General features: G+C 69.2%; 15 protein-coding genes and 1 pseudogene. 7 read left to right on the top strand and 9 right to left on the bottom strand.

The genetic code is table 11. The features are described from left to right. Positions 1–97 precede the first annotated feature (97 nt). From V7050_RS03800 to V7050_RS03790, 3 genes are all read right to left on the bottom strand, one after another. Positions 98–847, bottom strand: a complete 750-nt coding sequence (locus V7050_RS03800; RefSeq protein WP_324373847.1) for an FkbM family methyltransferase — start codon at positions 845–847, stop codon at positions 98–100. Positions 848–876: 29 nt separating this feature from the next. Then, positions 877–1,698, bottom strand: a complete 822-nt coding sequence (locus V7050_RS03795) for a PIG-L deacetylase family protein (RefSeq protein WP_324364955.1) — start codon at positions 1,696–1,698, stop codon at positions 877–879. A 122-nt stretch (positions 1,699–1,820) separates the two neighbouring features. After that, positions 1,821–2,000, bottom strand: coding sequence for a hypothetical protein (locus V7050_RS03790; protein ID WP_324373845.1), 180 nt, complete (start codon positions 1,998–2,000; stop codon positions 1,821–1,823). Here V7050_RS03790 and V7050_RS03785 point away from each other — a divergent pair. Together V7050_RS03785 and V7050_RS03780 are read left to right on the top strand one after the other, a co-directional pair. Next, a complete protein-coding gene (locus tag V7050_RS03785) occupies positions 1,986–3,923 on the top strand; it encodes a hypothetical protein (RefSeq protein ID WP_324373843.1) in 1,938 nt (645 codons plus the stop codon). The genes V7050_RS03790 and V7050_RS03785 overlap by 15 nt on opposite strands. A 126-nt stretch (positions 3,924–4,049) precedes the next feature. Further along, the gene (locus V7050_RS03780) at positions 4,050–6,098 is read left to right on the top strand and encodes a lectin-like protein (protein WP_324364959.1); all 2,049 of its coding nucleotides are present in this window, start codon (positions 4,050–4,052) and stop codon (positions 6,096–6,098) included. A gap of 239 nt (positions 6,099–6,337) precedes the next feature. On the opposite strand, the gene V7050_RS03775 is transcribed toward V7050_RS03780, so the two are convergent. Further along, positions 6,338–7,633 (bottom strand): glycosyltransferase family 4 protein, encoded by a 1,296-nt coding sequence (locus tag V7050_RS03775; RefSeq protein WP_324364960.1) that lies wholly within the window; start codon positions 7,631–7,633, stop codon positions 6,338–6,340. Positions 7,634–7,815: 182 nt separating this feature from the next. On the opposite strand from V7050_RS03775, the gene V7050_RS03770 reads away from it, so the two are divergent. Both V7050_RS03770 and V7050_RS03765 read left to right on the top strand, forming a co-directional pair. Continuing rightward, on the top strand, positions 7,816–8,691 hold the full coding sequence (locus tag V7050_RS03770; RefSeq protein WP_324364962.1) for a glycoside hydrolase family 16 protein: 876 nt from the start codon (positions 7,816–7,818) through the stop codon (positions 8,689–8,691). After that, positions 8,688–9,812 carry a glycosyltransferase family 4 protein gene (locus tag V7050_RS03765; RefSeq protein WP_324364964.1) on the top strand — a complete coding sequence of 375 codons (1,125 nt, stop codon included), beginning with the start codon at positions 8,688–8,690 and terminating at the stop codon, positions 9,810–9,812. Before V7050_RS03770 ends, V7050_RS03765 begins: the two co-directional genes overlap by 4 nt. A gap of 25 nt (positions 9,813–9,837) precedes the next feature. Here the strand turns inward: V7050_RS03765 and V7050_RS03760 are convergent, their stop codons facing one another. Beyond that, the gene (locus V7050_RS03760) at positions 9,838–11,307 is read right to left on the bottom strand and encodes a hypothetical protein (protein WP_324364967.1); all 1,470 of its coding nucleotides are present in this window, start codon (positions 11,305–11,307) and stop codon (positions 9,838–9,840) included. 189 nt (positions 11,308–11,496) lie between these two features. Here V7050_RS03760 and V7050_RS03755 point away from each other — a divergent pair, with 189 nt between their 5' ends. From V7050_RS03755 to V7050_RS03745, 3 genes are read left to right on the top strand one after another with little or no spacing between them, the layout of a single operon-like run. Beyond that, on the top strand, positions 11,497–12,372 hold the full coding sequence (locus V7050_RS03755) for a glycosyltransferase family 2 protein (protein ID WP_324364969.1): 876 nt from the start codon (positions 11,497–11,499) through the stop codon (positions 12,370–12,372). 14 nt (positions 12,373–12,386) lie between these two features. Beyond that, positions 12,387–13,628, top strand: coding sequence for an acyltransferase family protein (locus V7050_RS03750; RefSeq protein WP_324373841.1), 1,242 nt, complete (start codon positions 12,387–12,389; stop codon positions 13,626–13,628). Then, a complete protein-coding gene (locus V7050_RS03745; protein ID WP_324364973.1) occupies positions 13,625–15,079 on the top strand; it encodes a mannose-1-phosphate guanylyltransferase/mannose-6-phosphate isomerase in 1,455 nt (484 codons plus the stop codon). Before V7050_RS03750 ends, V7050_RS03745 begins: the two co-directional genes overlap by 4 nt. A 109-nt stretch (positions 15,080–15,188) precedes the next feature. Here the strand turns inward: V7050_RS03745 and V7050_RS03740 are convergent, their stop codons facing one another. From V7050_RS03740 to narH, 4 genes and pseudogenes are all read right to left on the bottom strand, one after another. Then, the gene (locus tag V7050_RS03740) at positions 15,189–15,986 is read right to left on the bottom strand and encodes a peptidylprolyl isomerase (RefSeq protein WP_324364975.1); all 798 of its coding nucleotides are present in this window, start codon (positions 15,984–15,986) and stop codon (positions 15,189–15,191) included. A gap of 4 nt (positions 15,987–15,990) precedes the next feature. Then, positions 15,991–16,704, bottom strand: coding sequence for a respiratory nitrate reductase subunit gamma (gene narI, locus V7050_RS03735; protein ID WP_324364976.1), 714 nt, complete (start codon positions 16,702–16,704; stop codon positions 15,991–15,993). A 16-nt stretch (positions 16,705–16,720) separates the two neighbouring features. After that, a complete protein-coding gene (gene narJ / locus V7050_RS03730) occupies positions 16,721–17,428 on the bottom strand; it encodes a nitrate reductase molybdenum cofactor assembly chaperone (RefSeq protein ID WP_324364978.1) in 708 nt (235 codons plus the stop codon). Beyond that, positions 17,425–17,941, bottom strand: a pseudogene (narH, locus tag V7050_RS03725) (nitrate reductase subunit beta); the annotation flags it as partial. The gene narJ and the pseudogene narH, both read right to left, overlap by 4 nt.

Genomic DNA, 17,941 nt, shown 5'->3' with positions numbered 1-17,941 from the left:
CTGCCCGGATCGCCAACGGTCGGGGGAATCTCGCCAGCCCATGATCCCGGAGGAGGAAGCAGACCCGGTTCTGCCGGAACCGGTTCCTCTCCCGCGGTCAAGTCGGCCTGGCGACGAAATGCGTAACCTGCCAGTCGGCGTCCGGGTAGCATTGCGCGAGCCGTTCGAACTGGTATCCCGCCTCGGCGAGCAGGGACACGAGGCTGGCCGTCTTGGCCTCGAGGCCTGCATTCGTCTCGTCGTCGAGTTCGACAATGAGGATCGGCCTATGTGCGTGCAGAGTTGCCGCCATGCCTTCGAGCACCTCCATCTCCGCCCCCTCGACGTCTAGTTTCACCAGCGAGGGCGGCCTGAGGTCACGCTGGCGGATGATGTCGTCGATCGCAACCACCTCCACCGAGAGGGAACCGCGCCGATCCGGCGGGGCCCCGACGCTGGCCAGCACCGCCCCGCCGATGTGGTGTGCGAGGTTGAGCTCGGCCGTTCCGCTTGTCGCGCCCGCCGCCTTGGCGAACACCTCGAGACCCGAGAAGCCGTTCAGCTGGGCGCCTCGGCCGATCGCCGCAGCGTTGCGGGGCACCGGCTCGAAGGCATAGACTTGGCCCTCGGGTCCGACGCGCCGCGCGGCGAGCAGCGAGAAGAAGCCGATATTGGCGCCGATGTCGTAGAACACGTCGCCGGGCGCGAGGTTGTCGAGCAGCGCCCGCTGCACCGGCGGCTCGTAGGAGCCGAGGGCGATTTCGCGGTCGCCCTCCAGGGGAATGATCTTCAGGCCCGTCCCTTCGCCACCGGAAATTCGCCGCACGTCGGACAGCAGCGCCGTAAGCTTCTGGAACCCGAGCATCATCGTCTCCTCAATCTGCCTGCGTCCGTCGGTCAGACATTGGCTTCGTATCGCAGGAATGGCTCGTAGTCGGACACCAGTCGGGCGAGGAAACCGCCGCGACCGAGATCCCGCAGGACCGGCCAGTCGCGCGCCCCGGCCGGACGCTCGGTCTGGGACCGATGCGCCGCCAGCGCCTGCCGCTTCACCTCGGAGACGTCGGCTACATCCGCCATCGCGTTCAACTGGCCGAGCGACATGAGGCCGGCCGCAGTGCGCGCCGTCTGCCGCGCAGTGGTGCGCCACATGCCGGGCAGGTCGCCGCGGAAGCCTATCCATGGCCAATGATACCAGTACCAGACCGGGTACTCGAACACCGTCAGCCGCCCGCCGTATATGCGAATCGCCTCGGACACCCCTAGATGAACGGCCCGATGGTCCGGCGTGGGGTCGCCCCCATGCACGACGTAGACGCTCTGCGGCCGCCATTCGTGAAGCAGCGCGGCCACCCGGCGCGCGATTTCCGGCACGTGGTAGGACGCCCGGCCGTCGGGAAACTCCAGGAATGCGACCCTGTCGGGACCGGCGCCAAGCCGCCCGGTGGCATCGATCGCCTCCTGCGCCCGCATCCGCCGGAGCGCTGCCGGCCCGACCTGGGCGGCGTGGGAGGTGGCACCGTCGGTGACGAAGACGAAGCGCACCTCGGCGCCGCTGGCGATCTTCTTGCAGGCCACGCCGCCACAGCCGAGCGTCTCGTCGTCGGGATGCGGAGCGATGATCACCGCGGAGGCCGTCCAGTCCTCGCGCGCGAACGGCGCCAGCCGCCGGAGAAGCGCCCGGTCGAGGAGCCTGCAAGTCGCTTGCCTGATCGCCATCTGGCCCCGTCGGTCGCTGTCGCAGTGCGACGGTAGGCCAGATCGAGGCCGCGCTTCAGTCCACCTTCCTGATAGGCGTCGATACCCACAATTGCCGATGCTCGGGGCGGGCATGCCCTGGCCTAGAAGAGCGCATGCGTGATCTGCAGTATCAAGGATTCAGCCCTGCGACCAGCACCGACCAACTGCTCGCCGAGACGTTCGAAGACGATCGTCGCGCGGGTACGGTGATCGGCTCGCGTTCGCCCGACGGCGTCCGTCGCCTCGGCGTCGACCGCGAGCGCCGAATGGCGATCGACCATGGGGCGCTGCGCTTCCAGCCGCTGATCACACCCGGATGGGCGCGCCAGGGCATCGCCTACGGGCCGTTTCCCCGCGAGGCCGGGCTTGCCCTGGCGGTTGCGCTGACGAACGGTCACAACACCTCGGAGGTCTCCTCGATCGATGAGGGGATCGCGCGCCGCATCTGGCGCTGGGTCCGCGGTCCCGGAATCGACCCGATACCGCAGCGCCTGCTGGCACTGCTCCGCGGCCCGCGCAAGCGGGGCCTCGTCCGCCGGTTCCGCGGGTGGCTGCGGCTGACACCGCGGTTCTTCACCCTGCCCGACCTCGACGAGAATCTCGCCGTTGGCTGGTTCGGCAGCGCAACACCTGCCGATCCCACCGCGGACGGCTGCGGCTTCGTGGTCCACGCGGCGCTCGGCGACAACGGCGAGCTCTGGGCTCGCCAGGGCGGGCGCTGCCTGCCCGCGCTGCGTGGCCTGAAGAATGTGCAAATCTACTACATCGTCGTCCTGCGCGCGCAGGGGGCGCTCTGCTATGCCGCCGCCGGCCCGGAGGCGACGGCGCTTCCGGCGATGCCGATGATGCGCCCGATCGCGGTCGATCCCTGGCATCGGCAGGAGGAGGTATTCGCCGGAATCCACCAGTCGATCCTCGGCCAAATCGGGTTCCGGGTCGACACGCGGGTACATGGCATCCGGATAGAGCGGCTGCCGGAGCTCGCCCTGGCCGGGCCGGGCCAGCTCGGCGATGCGCTGACCCGCAGCAGCGGCTCCGAAGATCCGGGGCCCGACTGGGAGATGCTGCGCGGCGAAGTGCGGCTCACCGGGCGCGGCGCTGCTTGCGGCGGCTCCGAGGCACTCGCGGTCCTTCGCCGGTCGCAGGAGACCGGCCTGGTCCATGCGATGATCGAGCTCACCGGCGCGGCGGGCGCCGCCGGGCTCGTCTGGCGCGTCATCGACGCCCGGAACTACTGGCTGCTCGAACTCGGCAGCGATGCCGTCAGGCTGATACGCTTCCGGGATGGGGTGCCGGATCTGATGGAGCAGGAGACCGGCCGAGCGCTGCCGAGCGGGACGGCTTGCTCGATCCAGGTGACGGACGCCGCCGGGCAACTGGGCTGCTATCTCGACGGCGAACGTCTCTTCGGCCGATGGATCGCAGACCCCGGGGACGAAGGCTCGACTCGGGCCGGATTCTGGCTTTCGGGCAAGGACGCGGCCGTTCTGCGCGATTTCGAGTGCCACCCGCGGGCTGTCCAGGTGCCCGAGCAACTGCGGTTTCCCGGCCCCTGGCGCCGGTTCGGCTCGCAGGTCGTCGTTTCCGATCGCTTCTCCGGGCCGGACGGTCCGGTCGACGGGCGAATCCCCGCGAGCGGTCCCGGTCCCTGGCAGCGTCTGGCCGGTTGCGGCGGGCTGTGGACCACGGGGAACGGAGCCCGGGTCGAGGCCAGCGTGGAAGCACCGCATCCCGGCCGCACGTTCCACGCGGTGCCCTGGGCCAGCGAAGGCTTCGCGGATCTGGAGACCGTGATCCTGCCGCCCGGCAGCGGCCGGGGCGAGAAACATCACTGCCGGTCGGGCCTGCTGTTCTGGCAGGACGACGACAACTACCTGAGCTTCTCGATCTACCTTTCCGACGAATACCACGGGGCTTCGGTTGCACTCTTCACCAAGCGACACGGTTTCGAGGAACTCTACGACGCGATCTGGACCATGGTCGGGGACAGCATCACCTGGGGCCGCCCGTTCAGGCTGCGCATCTGCTGCGACGGCAACCGGTTCGCGGTCTTTCTCGATGGCGAGGCCGTCATGGAGCGGGCGCTCTCCGATCTCTACCCCGATGATGCGCCGCTGCGGATCCGGGCCGTCGGCCTGGCAACAAACTGGGAATGGGGCGACGACACCGGCTCGACCTTCCAGGAGTTCGTGGCGCGGGTCTAGCTAACCCCTTTTGATAGTGACGACGCCTCTTAGGACGAATTGCGTCCGCGACTTGTCCCGGTCTGGGATGACCGGAAGGGCCCGCTCGGATCTCCGGTAGGGGCCGAAGCAAGAGGAGGCCCGACCATGGCAATTCCAGAGGGCTTCGTCGAGTTCGGCGGCCATTACTACAGATACGTCAAGACGCTCGCCACCCACGGCGAGGCGCGGAGCGCAGCCGCCGCGGCCGGCGGCTATCTGGCCACCATCACCTCCGCCTCCGAGAACGCTTTCCTCGCCGACCTGATCGCGGGTCAGGACCTCGGTGCCTGGCTGGGCGGCAGCGACGCGGGCACGGAGGGGGTCTGGACCTGGACCGAGGGCCCGGCGGCAGGAACCACATTCTGGAATCAGGACAGCGGCACGCCCGACGGCCAATACAGCAACTGGGCCGAAGGCGAGCCTACGGGCGTCTACCACAGCCTGGAGGAAGACGTCCTTCACATGATGGCCAACAGTGACCAGTGGAACGATGCCGCGGACTACTGGATGACCATGGGCTACTTCGTCGAGATCGACGGCGAGGGCTACGAACCACCAACGAACCATCCGCCCGTCATCACCTCGAACGGCGGCGCCGCGACCGCGGCGCTCAGCCTCGTCGAGAACAGCCAGGCCGTGACCACGGTCACCGCCAGCGATGCCGATGGCGACACTTTCGTCTTCAGCGTCGCAGGCGCCGACGCAGCCCGATTCGCGATCAATCCGCAGACGGGGGCGCTCGCCTTCGCGTCGCCGCCGGACTTCGAATCGCCCGGCGACGCTGACGGGAACAACATCTATTCCGTCGAGCTCCGCGTCGACGACGCCCGTGGCGGCATCGCCACCCAGGCGCTGACGGTCACTGTAACCGACCTCGACGAGGCGCCGGATCCGCCGGACCCGACAATACCGCCTGGCTTCGCCGCCTTCGATGGCCATCTCTACCGCTACGTCAAGGGACTCTACACATTCGCCGAGGCGCAGGCCGGGGCGGCCGCGCTCGGCGGCCACCTCGCCACCATCACCTCCGCCGCCGAAAACGCCTTCCTGGCGGGACTGATCGCCGGGGAGGACCTCGGCGCATGGCTCGGTGGCAGCGACGCCTCGGAAGACGAGGTCTGGCGCTGGGTCGAGGGCCAGGAGGCGGGCACCGTATTCTGGAACGGGGATGGCGGCGGCAGCGCCCCGGGCGGCCGCTACGCGAACTGGAACTCCGGCGAGCCCAACGGGATCTGGAATGGTATCGAGGAAGACCACCTCCACATGATGGCCAATAGCGACAAGTGGAACGATGCCTCGGGCCATTGGTCCACCATGGGCTATCTCGTGGAGGTCGACGGCTGGGTCGCCCCACCGCCACCGGCCAACCTGCCGCCGACGATCGTGTCGAACGGTGGCGGGGACGCCGCGGCGACTACCGTCGCCGAGAATACCCGCGCCGTCACCACCGTCACTGCCAGCGATACGGATGGCGACGCGCTGGCCTATGCGATCGCCGGCGGCGCCGATGCGGCGCGGTTCACCATCGACGCGACCAGCGGCGCGCTGTCCTTCGTCGCGTCGCCCGACTTCGAGCTGCCGGGCGACGCCGACGGCGACAACGTCTACAACGTCGTTGTGCGGGCCGATGACGGGCGCGGCGGCTTCGACAGCCAGAGCCTCGCGGTGACCGTTACCGACGAGACCGAGACCGAGACCGAGGAACCGACGCCACCGCCCGGATATCAGGCCTACAACGGGCATTTCTACAAGTTCGTCAACGCCTCGGTCACCCATGCCGAGGCGGAGGCCGCCGCGGCCGCCGAAGGCGGCTACTTGGCGACGATTACCTCCGCGCAGGAGAACGCCCTGCTTGCCGAAGCGATGGCCGCCGCCAACGCCTGGGGCTACGGCGGATGGCTCGGCGGCAGCGATGCCGCGGGTGAAGGCGACTGGCGCTGGACCGAGGGGCCCGAGACCGGAGACGTCTTCTGGAACGGCCTTGCCGATGGCAGCGCGCCGGAGGGAGCCTATACCAACTGGCTGCCGGGTGAGCCGAGCCAATACCAGGGGACCGAGGAGGACTACCTGCACATGCTGGCCGGCACCGATCTCTGGAACGACATCCCCAACAGCTACTACATCACGATGGGCTACTTCATCGAAATCGGCTGACCAACGGATTTCTCTGCGCACAACCAAAGGATCTGCATCCGGCCCGAGCGCCGGAGCTCCGGCTTCCCTTTTGTGCCGCGGCGACGTAGCCCGGTGCCGGCCCGGCTGCACCTGCGCTGATCGAACAACCCTCGGGGGCAACGGAAGGTTCCGCTCGCTGACGGCGGCAGAGACTCAGCGATGACCAGGCGCGTCCGGCAGCCGTCCCTGCAGGGCCCAGGCGAGGGTGGAAAGACGGCTCACACGTCCGCCATGCGCGCCGCCTGCACCGGCTTGTCGGTAGCCGGCCGTCGGGCCGCGGAATCCGCCGAGCGAGCCAGGATCTGGGCGTAGATCCCCGCCAGCCGCTCCCCCCATTGCTCTTCCGTTGGCGCGAGCCTCCGCGCTGCCGCGAAGCCGCGCCGACTCATCGCCGCCACGGCAGCGTCGTCGTCGAGAAGGTCGGCGAGACACCCGGCGAGCGCGTCCGGATCGTCGGGACCGCAGGACCGGCCCATGCCGAGCGCCACCAACTCGTCGCTGATCAGGGCCGAGGTCGATGACACGACCGGCAGCCCGCTCATCGCCGCCTCGAGCGCCACGAGACCGAAGGTCTCCCGCACCCGGGTCGGCAGCACGACCAGCCGCGCCGAGCCGGCGATAGCGCCGATGGCCTCCGACGGCTGGCGCCCGAGCATCTCGACACCGGGGCAGAGCTCCGGCAGCACGCCTGCCAGCGGGCCATCGCCGACGATCCGCAGCCGCACCCCGAGCCGCCGCGCAGCGAGCGCGAGCGTGTCGATGCCCTTGTCGAGTTCCAGCCGCCCGACATAGAGCAACGCGCGGTTCCGCTCGGCCTCGATCCGCTGGCCTTGCCAGGCGGTCACCGGGTTGCGCAGCACCCGGATCGCTCCGGCCGCGATGCCCCGGCGGCCCAGGAGCGGCGCCATGCCCTCGTGCACCGCGAGGACGGTGGCGGGCTGCCGGCGGAAGTCGAACAGCGCCTCGCGCGCCAGATGACGGGTGACGCGCCAGGCCTTGTGTCCGAAGTGGCGCTTGTCGCAATTCGAGAGCAGGCAGCCCGCCGACAGCGGGTTGAACTCGCAGACCGCACGCCGGCGAAAGTCGAAGAACCCTCCGTTGGGGCAGCTCAGGAAGAAGTCGTGCGCCGAGACCACGAGTCGGTCGGCGACCTGCCGCAGCGGCGCGAAGCAGGCCGGCGAGAGCACCTTGTGCCAGTTGTGGAGGTGGTAGATTGTCCCGGGCGTGTCGTTCGCGGTGATCCAGTCGGCCAGCCGGGAGCGGACTCCCCCGTCGTGCAGGCCCCGCACCGCCGCCCGGGCACGGCCCCCGGCGAGCAGATGCTGCCCGCCCAGCGCCACCACCTCGTCTGACTGGCGCGGCACGAGAGGCGGAGCGCCGCCGCCGGCCAGCATCGCCACCGGGATGCCGAGCCGCTGCATCTGCCGAACCGAGGCAACCGCGATGGCGGACGCCCCGCCGTCCCCCTCGAGGTCGTCGCTGATCACCGCCACCCGGTCGATGTGGGTTCGCATGTGATGGTCCCGGCGTGATCTTTTCCGACGGCCCCATGGGTAGGGTGAACGCGGACCGGCGCATCCCCTCCCATCGCGCTCCGCCTAGCCTAATTCGGTAGGCGCATCCCCCTTTCGAAAAGCCCGTCGGCCTTCTCCGCCACTTATCTTCGCGGACGGGCCGACCATTCGGCTGGGGAACGATGCAGCGACCGACCCTATCCTCGATGAAGAACCTTTGGGCCGGCGGGCAGCGCCGCGGCAAGAACACGCAGCTCTGCGTCGCGGGGGCGACGGTTGCGGCGGCGGCGACGTTCCTGGTCGTCGGCGGCATCAGCCGGGCCGAGCGCCATCCGGATCTCGACCTTTCCGGCTACGAACTGGTTTTCGACGAGAATTTCGACAGCCTGGACGTTTCCGGGCGGGGTCCGGGCACGCGGTGGATCGCCCATACGCCCTGGAACGGCGACTTCGGCGACGCCCTGTTTGTCGACCCGACACCGGGCTTTCCGTTCACGGTCGAGGACGGGATCCTTCGTATCGAGGCGCGCAAGGACGATGACGGCCAATGGCGCTCCGGACTGCTTTCGTCGACCGATCCCTCCGGCCAGGGATTTCAGATGGAATACGGCTATTTCGAGATGCGGGCGAAGATGCCGCCCGGTCCTGGCGTCTGGCCGGCGTTCTGGCTGATCTACAACCGCTCTCCGGACAGCTCGCTCGAAATCGACGTCGTGGAATACTACGGGCATGCGCCCGACACCTATCACTCCGTCGTGAAGGTCTGGCCGAAGAACGACGCGGTCGAGGAACAGACCTACGCCTTTATGCACCAGATCCCGTGGGGCACGCTCGTCGACGAATATCACGACTACGGCGTCTCCGTGGAGCCCGACGAGATTGTCTTCTACCTCGACGGCCATGCGATGGCGCGCGCTCCGACCCCGGTCGAGCACATGGGTCCCTTGTTCATTCTGCTCGATCTGGCGCTCGGCTCGGGTTTTCCGATCGATCATACCAAGAACCCGTCGTACATGTACGTCGATCACGTGCGGGCCTACCGGCGCCTCGGCGAATGACCCTGTCGGTGCTCCACCTCGTCAACCATTGTGAGCGCGGCGGCAACGTCCACCTCGCGGTCGACCTCGCCTGCGAGCAAGCCAGGCGCGGTCACCGGGTCGTCTTCGCGAGCGCCGGTGGCCGCTTTGCGCCGCTGCTCGAACGCAGCGGCGTGCGGCTCGCCCGGCTCGAGCAAAGCCTCAGGAGCCCCGTGCGCGCCGCGCGGGCGGCGGTTGCGCTGGTTTCGCTCTGCCGCCGCGACCGGCCGGACGTGTTGCACGCGCACATGATGTCGGGCGCCGTGCTCGGGCGTCTCGCGGCGACGGCACTGGGAATTCCGCTGGTCACGACCGTGCACAACTCCTTCGATCGCCACGCATGGCTGATGCGGCTCGGTGACCGGGTCGTCGCCGTTTCGCGGTCCGAGCGGCAATTGCTGCTCGCGCGCGGCTTCCCGCCGGAACGACTCGACGTCGTGGTCAATGGCACGCTGGGCTCGGCGCGCGCCGCGCAGGAAGCCGGGCCTCCGCCAATTCGCCTGCCGCGCCCGTCAATCACCACCCTGTCCGGGCTCGAGCGGCGCAAGGGCGTGCATGATGTCATCGAGGCCTTCGGCCAAGCAGCCGCCTCGGCGCCGGGGTGGCAACTGATAGTCGGCGGCGACGGTCCCGAGCGGCAGGCCCTGGAGCGGCAGGCGGCGCGCTCCAGCTGTTCCGACCGCATCGCCTTCATCGGCCATGTCGAGACGCCGCGGCAGGTGCTCGACCAGAGCGACATCTTCGTCCTTGCATCGGCGGCAGAGCCCTTCGGCCTCGGCATCCTCGAGGCGCGGGAGGCGGGCTGCGCCGTGATCGGCACGCGCGTGGGCGGCATCGCCGAGCAGCTCGACCGGGACCGCTTCGGCACTACCGTGCCGCCCGGGCGCCCGGATCTCCTGGGCGGGGCGTTGCGGCGGCTGATGACCGACCCAGTGGCTCTGGCGGACGGGCGCCGCCGCGCGCAACAGGGTCTCGCCTACTACCGGGTCGACCGAATGGCCGGTGACTACCTGGCGGTCTACGAGGCGGCGATCCGCTCGCGTCGAGGGCCGGCCCGGGCCGCCGGCGCCTCGCTCGGCACTTCGTCCGCAACAGGAAAGTAGCGCGACCGGCGCCAGCGCCTGTGGGTCACCTCAGGGCTTGCATTCCGGCGACGAACGCGCCCCCGGTCCGTGTCACGTCGGGCCGCGTAGCACGGTGCCAACGGGGATGCCGCAGCGCTGCGCGCTCGCTCGCACGCATCTGCTGCAGACGCGCCCGGCTGACCATCAGGCCGGCGAGCGCGACGAAGAACACGATCCCGGGATCCGCGGCGCCGCCGGCGATCGCCGAGGGGATCATCGTCGCGAAGCCGGTGGTCCGCAGGCTGTGGCAGAGCGCCGCCAATTCCCGCTCCTCCGGATCCGAGCCAGGCCGCGGGATCGGCCGCGCCATATCCGCGAGCAGCAGAAGGATCAGGAAGGCGCCGCACGCCCCCAGTTGCGAGAGCACAGCAATCACGGAACTCGAGGCCCGCGAGCTCCCGAGACCGACTCCGAGACCAAAAGTATCGAGAAAGGCCTTCCAACTCTTCGCGTTCCAGTAGAACCGCTCGTCGGCCGACGCCGAATTCGACTTGTTGATGAGGGTCTCCTCGACCAGTTGCTGAACCGGCCTGAGTGCGTCCTTGGTATAGATCAGAACTGCCAGCACGAGGGTAAGCGCGATGGCACCGGCCAGCACCGTCACGAGGTCACGGTCGTTCAGCCCGCCCGCACACAGCCGCCAGAGATAGGAAAGCGACAGCAACACGACGAGGATCGCCAAACTCGCGTAGCCGGTCGAGGATGTGGCGAGCAACAGCAACGCGAGCAGCACAATCGAGACCGCCAGCGCCGGGCGCCAGTTGGTGGCTCGCCAGTAGCTGAAGCTAAAGGCGAGCGCGATGATCGTGGCACCTCCGAAGGTCGACGCCTCCGAATAACCGCCCGCGATGCGCCAGAAGCCCTCGACCTGCACCTCGATCAGCATCGAGTACGACGCGGTTCGTATCGGCGCCAGCAGATCGCCGGCGCCGCTCAGCTTGCCGACAAGGTCGATCATGCCCAGACTGGCGTTTGCCACGGCGAAGGCGAAAAATCCGATCCGCAGGATCTCGAAGCGCCCGGTGCGCGCAAGCTGGCTCGCGACGGCGAAGAACGCGAAGATACCGAAAGCGAAATAGGCCGCCTGGTTGATATTGCCCGCCACCGGCCGGAGCGCGGTTTCGATGATGGCGTCGCGACCGGGCACGAACACCGTGGTTTCCCCCGCGAACAGCCGCGGCAGGATGAAGGCGCTTGCCACCCCATAGACCAGCAGGCTGAGCACGACGAACGGGGTCCAGTGCAGGCGGAACACCCTTTCGAGATCGCGCCAGAACGTGCGATGGAAGACTGCCGAGACCATCAGCAGTGCCGCCAGTGGGACATAGAGCAGCAGGTTGAGCCCGCCACTGACGATCGCTGTCGATCCGAAGGCCAGCGATGCGAAGAAGGCGACGGCGGTCGGCGCGCGCGCCAGCACTCCAATTGCGAGGAGCACGGCCCCGACTAGAACTGCGATGGGTGCGACGCTCATTCAGCCAAGCCAATCACTACGCTCTGACCAGTTGCCACCCGTGCCACGCGTGCCAGGCTCAATCTTTCGGTCTGTCGCCTCGCCGAAAGGCCTAGTCGAGCATGGCCATCCGCATGCCTTTCGCCCCAATGCGTGTGTTTCCGGCGGGCCGGCCGACACTAGGGTCGGGGAAACTGCCGGGAATCGCGCATGCGGCTGATCGTTGTCATCGTCACCGCCGATCGCAAGGCCGTACTGAGCCAGGCGTTGACGCATCTCCAGGGCCAGACACGGCGGCCCGACCTGGTGATCGTCTCCGCGCCCGACGCGTCGCATGTCGATGAGGGAGCGGTCCCGGGCTACCCGCTGCGCTTCGTCTTCGGAGCGAGCGGCTGCACGGCTCAGAGAAACCGCGCGCTCGATTCCGAGCATGCCCGCGACGCGGAGACCATCGTCTTCCTCGACGACGATTTCGTCCCCGCCTCCGACTACCTGGAACGTGCCGAGGCCGGCCTCGCGCGACACGCCGACTGGGCGGTGCTGACCGGACTCGTAATCGCCGACGGCATCAAGGGGCCGGGCCTCGACTTCTCGCAGGCCGTGGAGATCCTGGCCGGCGCGGCGGCGGGCGACCCGGAGCAGCACGAAAGCGTGGCGCCCGCCGGTGCCTATGGCTGCAACATGGTGTTCCGCGCCGCCGACATCGCCGGCCATCGCTTCGACGAGCGGCTGCCGCTCTACGGCTGGCAGGAGGACACCGATTTCTCGCGCCTGGTTGCGCGCGGTCGGCCGATCGTTCGGCTGCATGGCCTGCGGGGCGTGCACCTCGGCGTCAAGCGGGGGCGGGTCAGCGGGGTGCGACTGGGCTACTCGCAGATCGTCAATCCGGTCTATCTGGTACGCAAGGGCACGGGCACCGGTCGCTGGGCCGCCCGACTGATGGCCCGCAATCTGCTCGCGAACGCGGCCTTCAGCCTCCGGCCGGAGCCGCATGTCGACCGCCTCGGTCGGCTCAAGGGCAATCTGATCGCCGCCGCTCACCTCGTTCGGGGCCGTTGCGACCCCGAATTCATCCTGCGGCTCTGACCGGTGGCGCCGTCGTGACCGCCCGCGTCCGAACCGCTGCAGGCGAAGCACGGAGCGCCGATTTCGGCGGCGGGACCGCGCCCACTGGTCGGACGATCATCGGCCTCGATATCGCCCGCTTCCTCGCCGCCCTCGGCGTCGTGGTCTACCACTACGCGTTCTTTTCATGGCACGAACCCGCGGGCGCCACCGGCCTCCGCGCCGCGATCGGATCGCCGGTCGCCTATCCCGGGCTCCTGCCGCTCAGCTGGTGGGGCTGGGTCGGCGTCGAGATCTTCTTCGTCATCTCCGGTCTGGTGATCTGCCTCTCCGCCGAGAACCGGTCCTCGGCAGCCTTCCTGCGCAGCCGCATCCTGCGCATCGCGCCGGCCCTCTGGTTCTTCGCCACGATCAGCCTCGTCGTGACCTTCCTCTATTCGTCGGCCACAATCGAGGCAGTGCTGCCGATGTACCTCCGATCGATCGTGCTCTTTCCGAAGGGCCCTTGGGTCGACGGCGTCTACTGGACCCTCACGGTCGAGGTCGTCTTCTACGGGCTGATCTGCCTCCTGATCCTGTCGGGCTGGATCACCCGGCTGCAGGCGATCGTCTTCTCCGCCTCGATGCTGGTCTTCGGCTTCTACATCGCCGTGCTAGTTGCCCGGGCCCGGCCCGAGCTGGGCTTCGCCGGCCCTGTGCTCGCCGCCGCCGACGCCTATGTCTCGCGCCTGTTGCTGCTGACAACCGGCGCCTACTTTCTGGTCGGGGCGAACCTCTACCTGCTCAGCCGCGACGGCTGGTCGGCATCCGGCGCCGTGGCGCTCGCCGCCAGCCTCGGTGCGGGAGCCGTCGGCCTCTGGCTTTCGGCCGAGAACAACGCGGCGGTGCTGTTGCACGCCCGCTCGCCGGCGACGCCGGTGCTGATCTGGCTCGTCGTCGTAGGCGGACTGGGGCTTTCGCTGGTTTTCCACCGAAGCGGGCAGAGCTCGCCCGGCCTGCGGAATCTGGCGCGATCGGCGGGGCTCGCGAGCTACCCGCTCTATCTCTTCCACAACATCGGCGGCGCCTTCCTCTTCGGGCTCCTGATCGCCTTCGGCATCGGCGCCTATCCGGCGCTGCTGCTCGCGATCGCGCTCTGCGTCGCCGTGAGCGTCGGCTTCGCGACCTGGATCGAGCCGGCATTGCGCCGGGAGCTCGGGCGTCGGCTGGCACGCAGTCCGAATCTCCTGAGGGCAGAGTTTTCGACATCCGCAGTGAAGCGTTGGGACCGAACATGACAGCCAACAAGCCAATACGCGAAGCGCTCGGTCTGCAGCGGGCGAGCGAGAACAGCATCATCCCCGTGATCCTGTGCGGCGGATCCGGCTCGCGCCTCTGGCCGGTCTCGCGCAAGGACATGGCCAAGCAGCACGTCCCGCTGTTCGGCGCCACCTCGCCGTTCCAGCGCACCCTGGCGCGGCTGGACGGGACGCAGTTCGGGACCCCGATCGTGATCAGCGCCGCGGCCTCGCGCTTCATGATCGCCGAACAGGCGGCCGCATCCGGGACGGAAGTGGAGATCGCGCTCGAGCCGCAGGGGCGGGACACGCTGGCCGCGGTGACGCTCGCCGCCTGTCTCGCGGCGCGGCGCGACCCCTCGGCGACGGTGCTCGTGCTCCCCTCGGACCACCTGATCGGCGACGTCGACGCATTTCAGGCCGCGGTCGCCGAGGCGGCGCGGCTGGCCGAAGACGGACGCATCGTCATGCTCGGCGTGACCCCTACCCAGGCTTCGCCCGGCTTCGGCTATATTGCGCGCGGCGAACAGGTCGCCGCCAATGCCCATGCCGTCGCCCGGTTTGTCGAGAAGCCCGATGCGGCCAGCGCCGCCGCGCTTGTCCGCGAAGGCTGGCTCTGGAACGCGGGCATGTTCTGCTTTCGGGCCGCGACAGGGCTGCGCGAGATCGAGCAGCACGCGCCGGAGGCGCTCGCGGCCGTCCGGCGCGCGATCGAGGAGGCTTCGATCGATCTCGGCGCCTTGGTGCTCGGCGCCAGCTTCGCCGCGGCGCCGAAGATCAGCTTCGACCATGCCGTGATGGAGCATACCTCGCGGGCGGCGGTCGTCAGCGCCGACTTCGACTGGTCGGATATCGGGGATTGGAAGAGCGTGTGGCAGCGCAGCCCCCGCGACGACCACGGCGTCGCACGCGAAGGCCGGGTGCATGCCCGTGACGTCTCGAATTGCTACCTGCGGTCGGACGGCCGACTGCTCTGCGCCCTGGGCGTCGATGGTCTCGCCGTCATCGACACCGCCGACGCCGTCCTGATCGCGCCGATCGAGCGCTCCCACGAGATCAAGGCGCTGGTCAACGAACTCGAAGCCGAGGGTATCGCGGAGGCATGCACGTCTGCGCGGGTGCATCGCCCCTGGGGTTGGTATCAGACCACGGACCTCGGCGACCGGTTCCGGGTCAAGCGGATCCTGGTGAAACCCGGCAAGAAGCTGTCGCTGCAACGCCATCATCACCGGGCCGAGCATTGGGTGGTGGTCCGGGGCACCGCCGAGGTGACAAGGGACGACGAGGTCCTGATTCTGCGCGAAAACGAATCGGTCTACCTGCCGCTCGGCTGTACCCACCGCCTGGCCAATCCCGGCAAGATCCCGGTCGAGATCATCGAGGTTCAAACCGGAGCCTATCTCGAGGAGGACGACATCGTCCGGATCGCCGACGATTTCGGCAGGATCTGAGGCTCGGTGGCGGCTCGATCGGGGGCGGACGAGCCGCGTTTCGCCGCGGTCCTCGATCCCGCGCGCGGCAGGCACGGGTACACGAAGACGGTATCAGCGCACCGCGGGCTCAGGCCGCGTGGTCGAAATCGACGCCGGTGATGGTCGCGTCTTCGAGGAGGGCCGCGACCAGGGATCTCGCGGCATGGGACCAGGCGAGGCGCTCGAGCGTCTCGCGGATGCGGGGGCGGGCCAGGTCGAAGGGCAGGATCGCGCCTCGCTCGCGCGCATCGAGCCGAACGATGTGGCTGCCGTAGCGCGTCGCGATCGGCTCGGGGGTAATCGTTCCCACGGCGAGACCGCCGAGGGCCGCTTCGAATTCCGGGGCCGTGTCGCCGGCGCAGAGCTGGCCGAGGCGGCCACCGTTCGCCCCGGACGGGCAGTCCGAATGCCGGCGGGCCATGTCCTCGAAGTCCTGCGGGTGCGTCGCCAGGACGCCGAGAAGGGCGCGGGCGGCGGCATCGGCCCGGGTGCGGGCGGCGGCCTCCTCCGGCGCCGCGATCAGGATATGCGAGGCCTCGTAGACGGCTGGCGCGCGGAAATGCGCCTCGTGCCGGGCGTAGAACGCGCGGCAGGCGTCCTCGTCGGGCGGGACCGGCTGCATGCGCCGCTCGATGACGGCGCGGATCAGCGCCTCTTCGGGCACCTCCCGACGGCCGGCGCCGAGGTCCCGCGGCTCAGGCTCGAGGCCGAGGCGCCGCGCCTCCTGCAGCAGGAGCGCGCGCAGGGCGAGGGCGCGGGCCGCCGCCCGCCAGGCATGGCCGGGCTTGCCGGGCGGCGCGGCATGGTTCTGGGCTTCCGCCGCGATCAGCCGCGCGGGGATCCGCTCGGCATTGACCAACACGTCCGGCTGCAGGGGGAAGCGCATCCGCTCACTCCGCGGGATGCGGCCGCGCCGCCGACGCCGGGTCGGCCTTGCGCGAGCGCACGATCTGGTATCCGGGCCGCCAGAGGTAGCGCACCGGCACGGACAGCATGTGCACCAGCCGGGTGAAGGGGAAGAGCAGGAAGATCGTCAGGCCCAGGAAGATGTGGAGCTTGAAGATCCACGAGGCCTCCGCCACCAGCAGCCAGGCGTCGGTGCGGAAGGTGAAGATCGCCTGCGTCCATCCCATGAAGCGGACCATCTCCCCGCCGTCGAGGTGCTGGGCCGACACGACGATCGTCAGGAGACCGAGCACGAGCTGGAGGTCGAGCAGGGCCAGGATGCCGATGTCGGCGAAGCTCGAGGTCGCCCGGATGCGCGGGTCGTAGAGGCGGCGATGGAGCAGGATCACCCCGCCGGCCAGCGCGAAGGCGCCCGCGACGCCACCGACGATCATCGCCAGGAGCTGCTTGAAGGTATGGCCGATGCCCAGCGCATCGAAGATGCCGATCGGCGTCAGGAGCCCGACGAGATGACCGAAGAAGACGATCAGCACGCCCACATGGAAGAGGATCGAGCCGAGCAGCAGCTGGCGTCGCCGCAAAAGCTGGCTCGAGGACGACTTCCAGGTGAAGGGATCGGTCTCGTAGCGCGCGATCGAGCCCAGCGCGAGCACGGTCAGGGCGATGTAGGGATAGACCTGGAACAGGAAGAAATTCATCTTGCGTCCTCCGCGATCAGGAGCCGCCACCGGCCCAGGCCGGCGGCTGTGCCGGCGGGCCCATGCGGGAAAGCAACTCCCGGCCGGCCGGGCAGCCGGCATTGGGGTCCGGGCCGAAGGTCACCGCGGCCTCCTCCCAGACGGCATCGAGCGCGGCGAGATCCTCGGGGTCGTCCTCGGGATGCGCCGCGATCTCGGCGAGGGCCTCGGCGGCCGGCGGCGAGGCCGCCAGCGACGCCAGGGCGGCGAAGACCGGGGCATAGGGGCTCTGCCGCCGGTCGAGGCGGTCGCAGAGCGTGACCAGGATATGCACGGTGTCGGCGAGGACCTCGCGCGCCTCGTCGAGCGGGCGCGAGGCGAGGAACTCGAGCAGCATCGGCAGGTGATCGGGCAGCTCGGGGCCGGCGGGCTCGTAGCCGCCAGCGCGGTAGGTCTCGAGCAGGTCGACCATCGCCTGACCCCGGGCGCGGCTTTCGCCGTGCACATGCTCGAAGAGGTTGAGCGAGAGCGAGCGCGAACGGTCGAAGAGCAGCACGAAGCGCTCCTGCAGGTCGAAGAGGTCCCGCCCGCCGAGCTCCGCGAGCAGCGGGCGCAGGCCCTCGATGGCCGGGCCGTCGAGCAGGGCCTCGTCGCGCAGCGCTTCCTCGATCTCGGCGGCGCCCCGCCCGAGTTCCTCGTCCGGATAGGTGAGCAGCGCCGAGAGCGCCTTGAGCGTCAGGATCATGACTTCATCGCCTCCGGAATGGTCAGCCCCCGGCGCCGGTTGCCGAAGAGCGAGCCCTTGGAGAGGCCGTCCGAGCAGCCGTTGCCGTCGGTGAAGCCGCAGCCGCCGCGCAGGCCCATGATGTCCTCCTCGGCGAGCTCGCGATGGGCGGTGGGGATGACGAAACGGTCCTCGTAATCGGCGAGCGCCATGATCCGGTACATCTCCTCGATCTGGGCGGGCGTCAGGCCGACGCGCTCGGCGATGCCTGCGTCGATCACCCCGTCCACGGTCTTCGCGCGCATATAACCGCGCATGGCGAGCATCCGCTCGAGGCAGGTGGCGATGGGCGCCTCGTCGCCCGCGGTCAGCAGGTTGGCGAGATAGCGCAGCGGGATGCGCAGGCTGCGCACGTCCGGCATCTCGCGGTCATGCCCGATCAGCCCGGCCTCGGCCGCGTTCTTGATCGGGGAGAGCGGCGGCACGTACCAGACCATCGGCAGGGTGCGGTATTCGGGATGCAGCGGGAAGGCG

The organism is Amaricoccus sp. (assembly GCF_036846665.1).
In the GTDB taxonomy this organism is placed as follows: Bacteria; Pseudomonadota; Alphaproteobacteria; order Rhodobacterales; family Rhodobacteraceae; genus Amaricoccus.
Note: the sequence above shows the minus strand (reverse complement) of the source record. Positions and strands in the feature narration are given on the sequence as shown.

Excerpts from the sequence above, each read along its gene's own strand:
- narI (WP_324364976.1), bottom strand. The coding sequence starts at position 16,704 with ATGAATTTCTTCCTGTTCCAGGTCTATCCCTACATCGCCCTGACCGTG.
- V7050_RS03765 (WP_324364964.1), top strand. The coding sequence starts at position 8,688 with ATGACCCTGTCGGTGCTCCACCTCGTCAACCATTGTGAGCGCGGCGGC.
- V7050_RS03745 (WP_324364973.1), top strand. The coding sequence starts at position 13,625 with ATGACAGCCAACAAGCCAATACGCGAAGCGCTCGGTCTGCAGCGGGCG.
- V7050_RS03785 (WP_324373843.1), top strand. The coding sequence starts at position 1,986 with ATGGCGATCGACCATGGGGCGCTGCGCTTCCAGCCGCTGATCACACCC.
- V7050_RS03775 (WP_324364960.1), bottom strand. The coding sequence starts at position 7,633 with ATGCGAACCCACATCGACCGGGTGGCGGTGATCAGCGACGACCTCGAG.
- narJ (WP_324364978.1), bottom strand. The coding sequence starts at position 17,428 with ATGATCCTGACGCTCAAGGCGCTCTCGGCGCTGCTCACCTATCCGGAC.
- V7050_RS03755 (WP_324364969.1), top strand. The coding sequence starts at position 11,497 with ATGCGGCTGATCGTTGTCATCGTCACCGCCGATCGCAAGGCCGTACTG.
- V7050_RS03780 (WP_324364959.1), top strand. The coding sequence starts at position 4,050 with ATGGCAATTCCAGAGGGCTTCGTCGAGTTCGGCGGCCATTACTACAGA.
- V7050_RS03740 (WP_324364975.1), bottom strand. The coding sequence starts at position 15,986 with ATGCGCTTCCCCCTGCAGCCGGACGTGTTGGTCAATGCCGAGCGGATC.
- V7050_RS03790 (WP_324373845.1), bottom strand. The coding sequence starts at position 2,000 with ATGGTCGATCGCCATTCGGCGCTCGCGGTCGACGCCGAGGCGACGGAC.
- V7050_RS03800 (WP_324373847.1), bottom strand. The coding sequence starts at position 847 with ATGATGCTCGGGTTCCAGAAGCTTACGGCGCTGCTGTCCGACGTGCGG.
- V7050_RS03770 (WP_324364962.1), top strand. The coding sequence starts at position 7,816 with ATGCAGCGACCGACCCTATCCTCGATGAAGAACCTTTGGGCCGGCGGG.
- V7050_RS03795 (WP_324364955.1), bottom strand. The coding sequence starts at position 1,698 with ATGGCGATCAGGCAAGCGACTTGCAGGCTCCTCGACCGGGCGCTTCTC.
- V7050_RS03760 (WP_324364967.1), bottom strand. The coding sequence starts at position 11,307 with ATGAGCGTCGCACCCATCGCAGTTCTAGTCGGGGCCGTGCTCCTCGCA.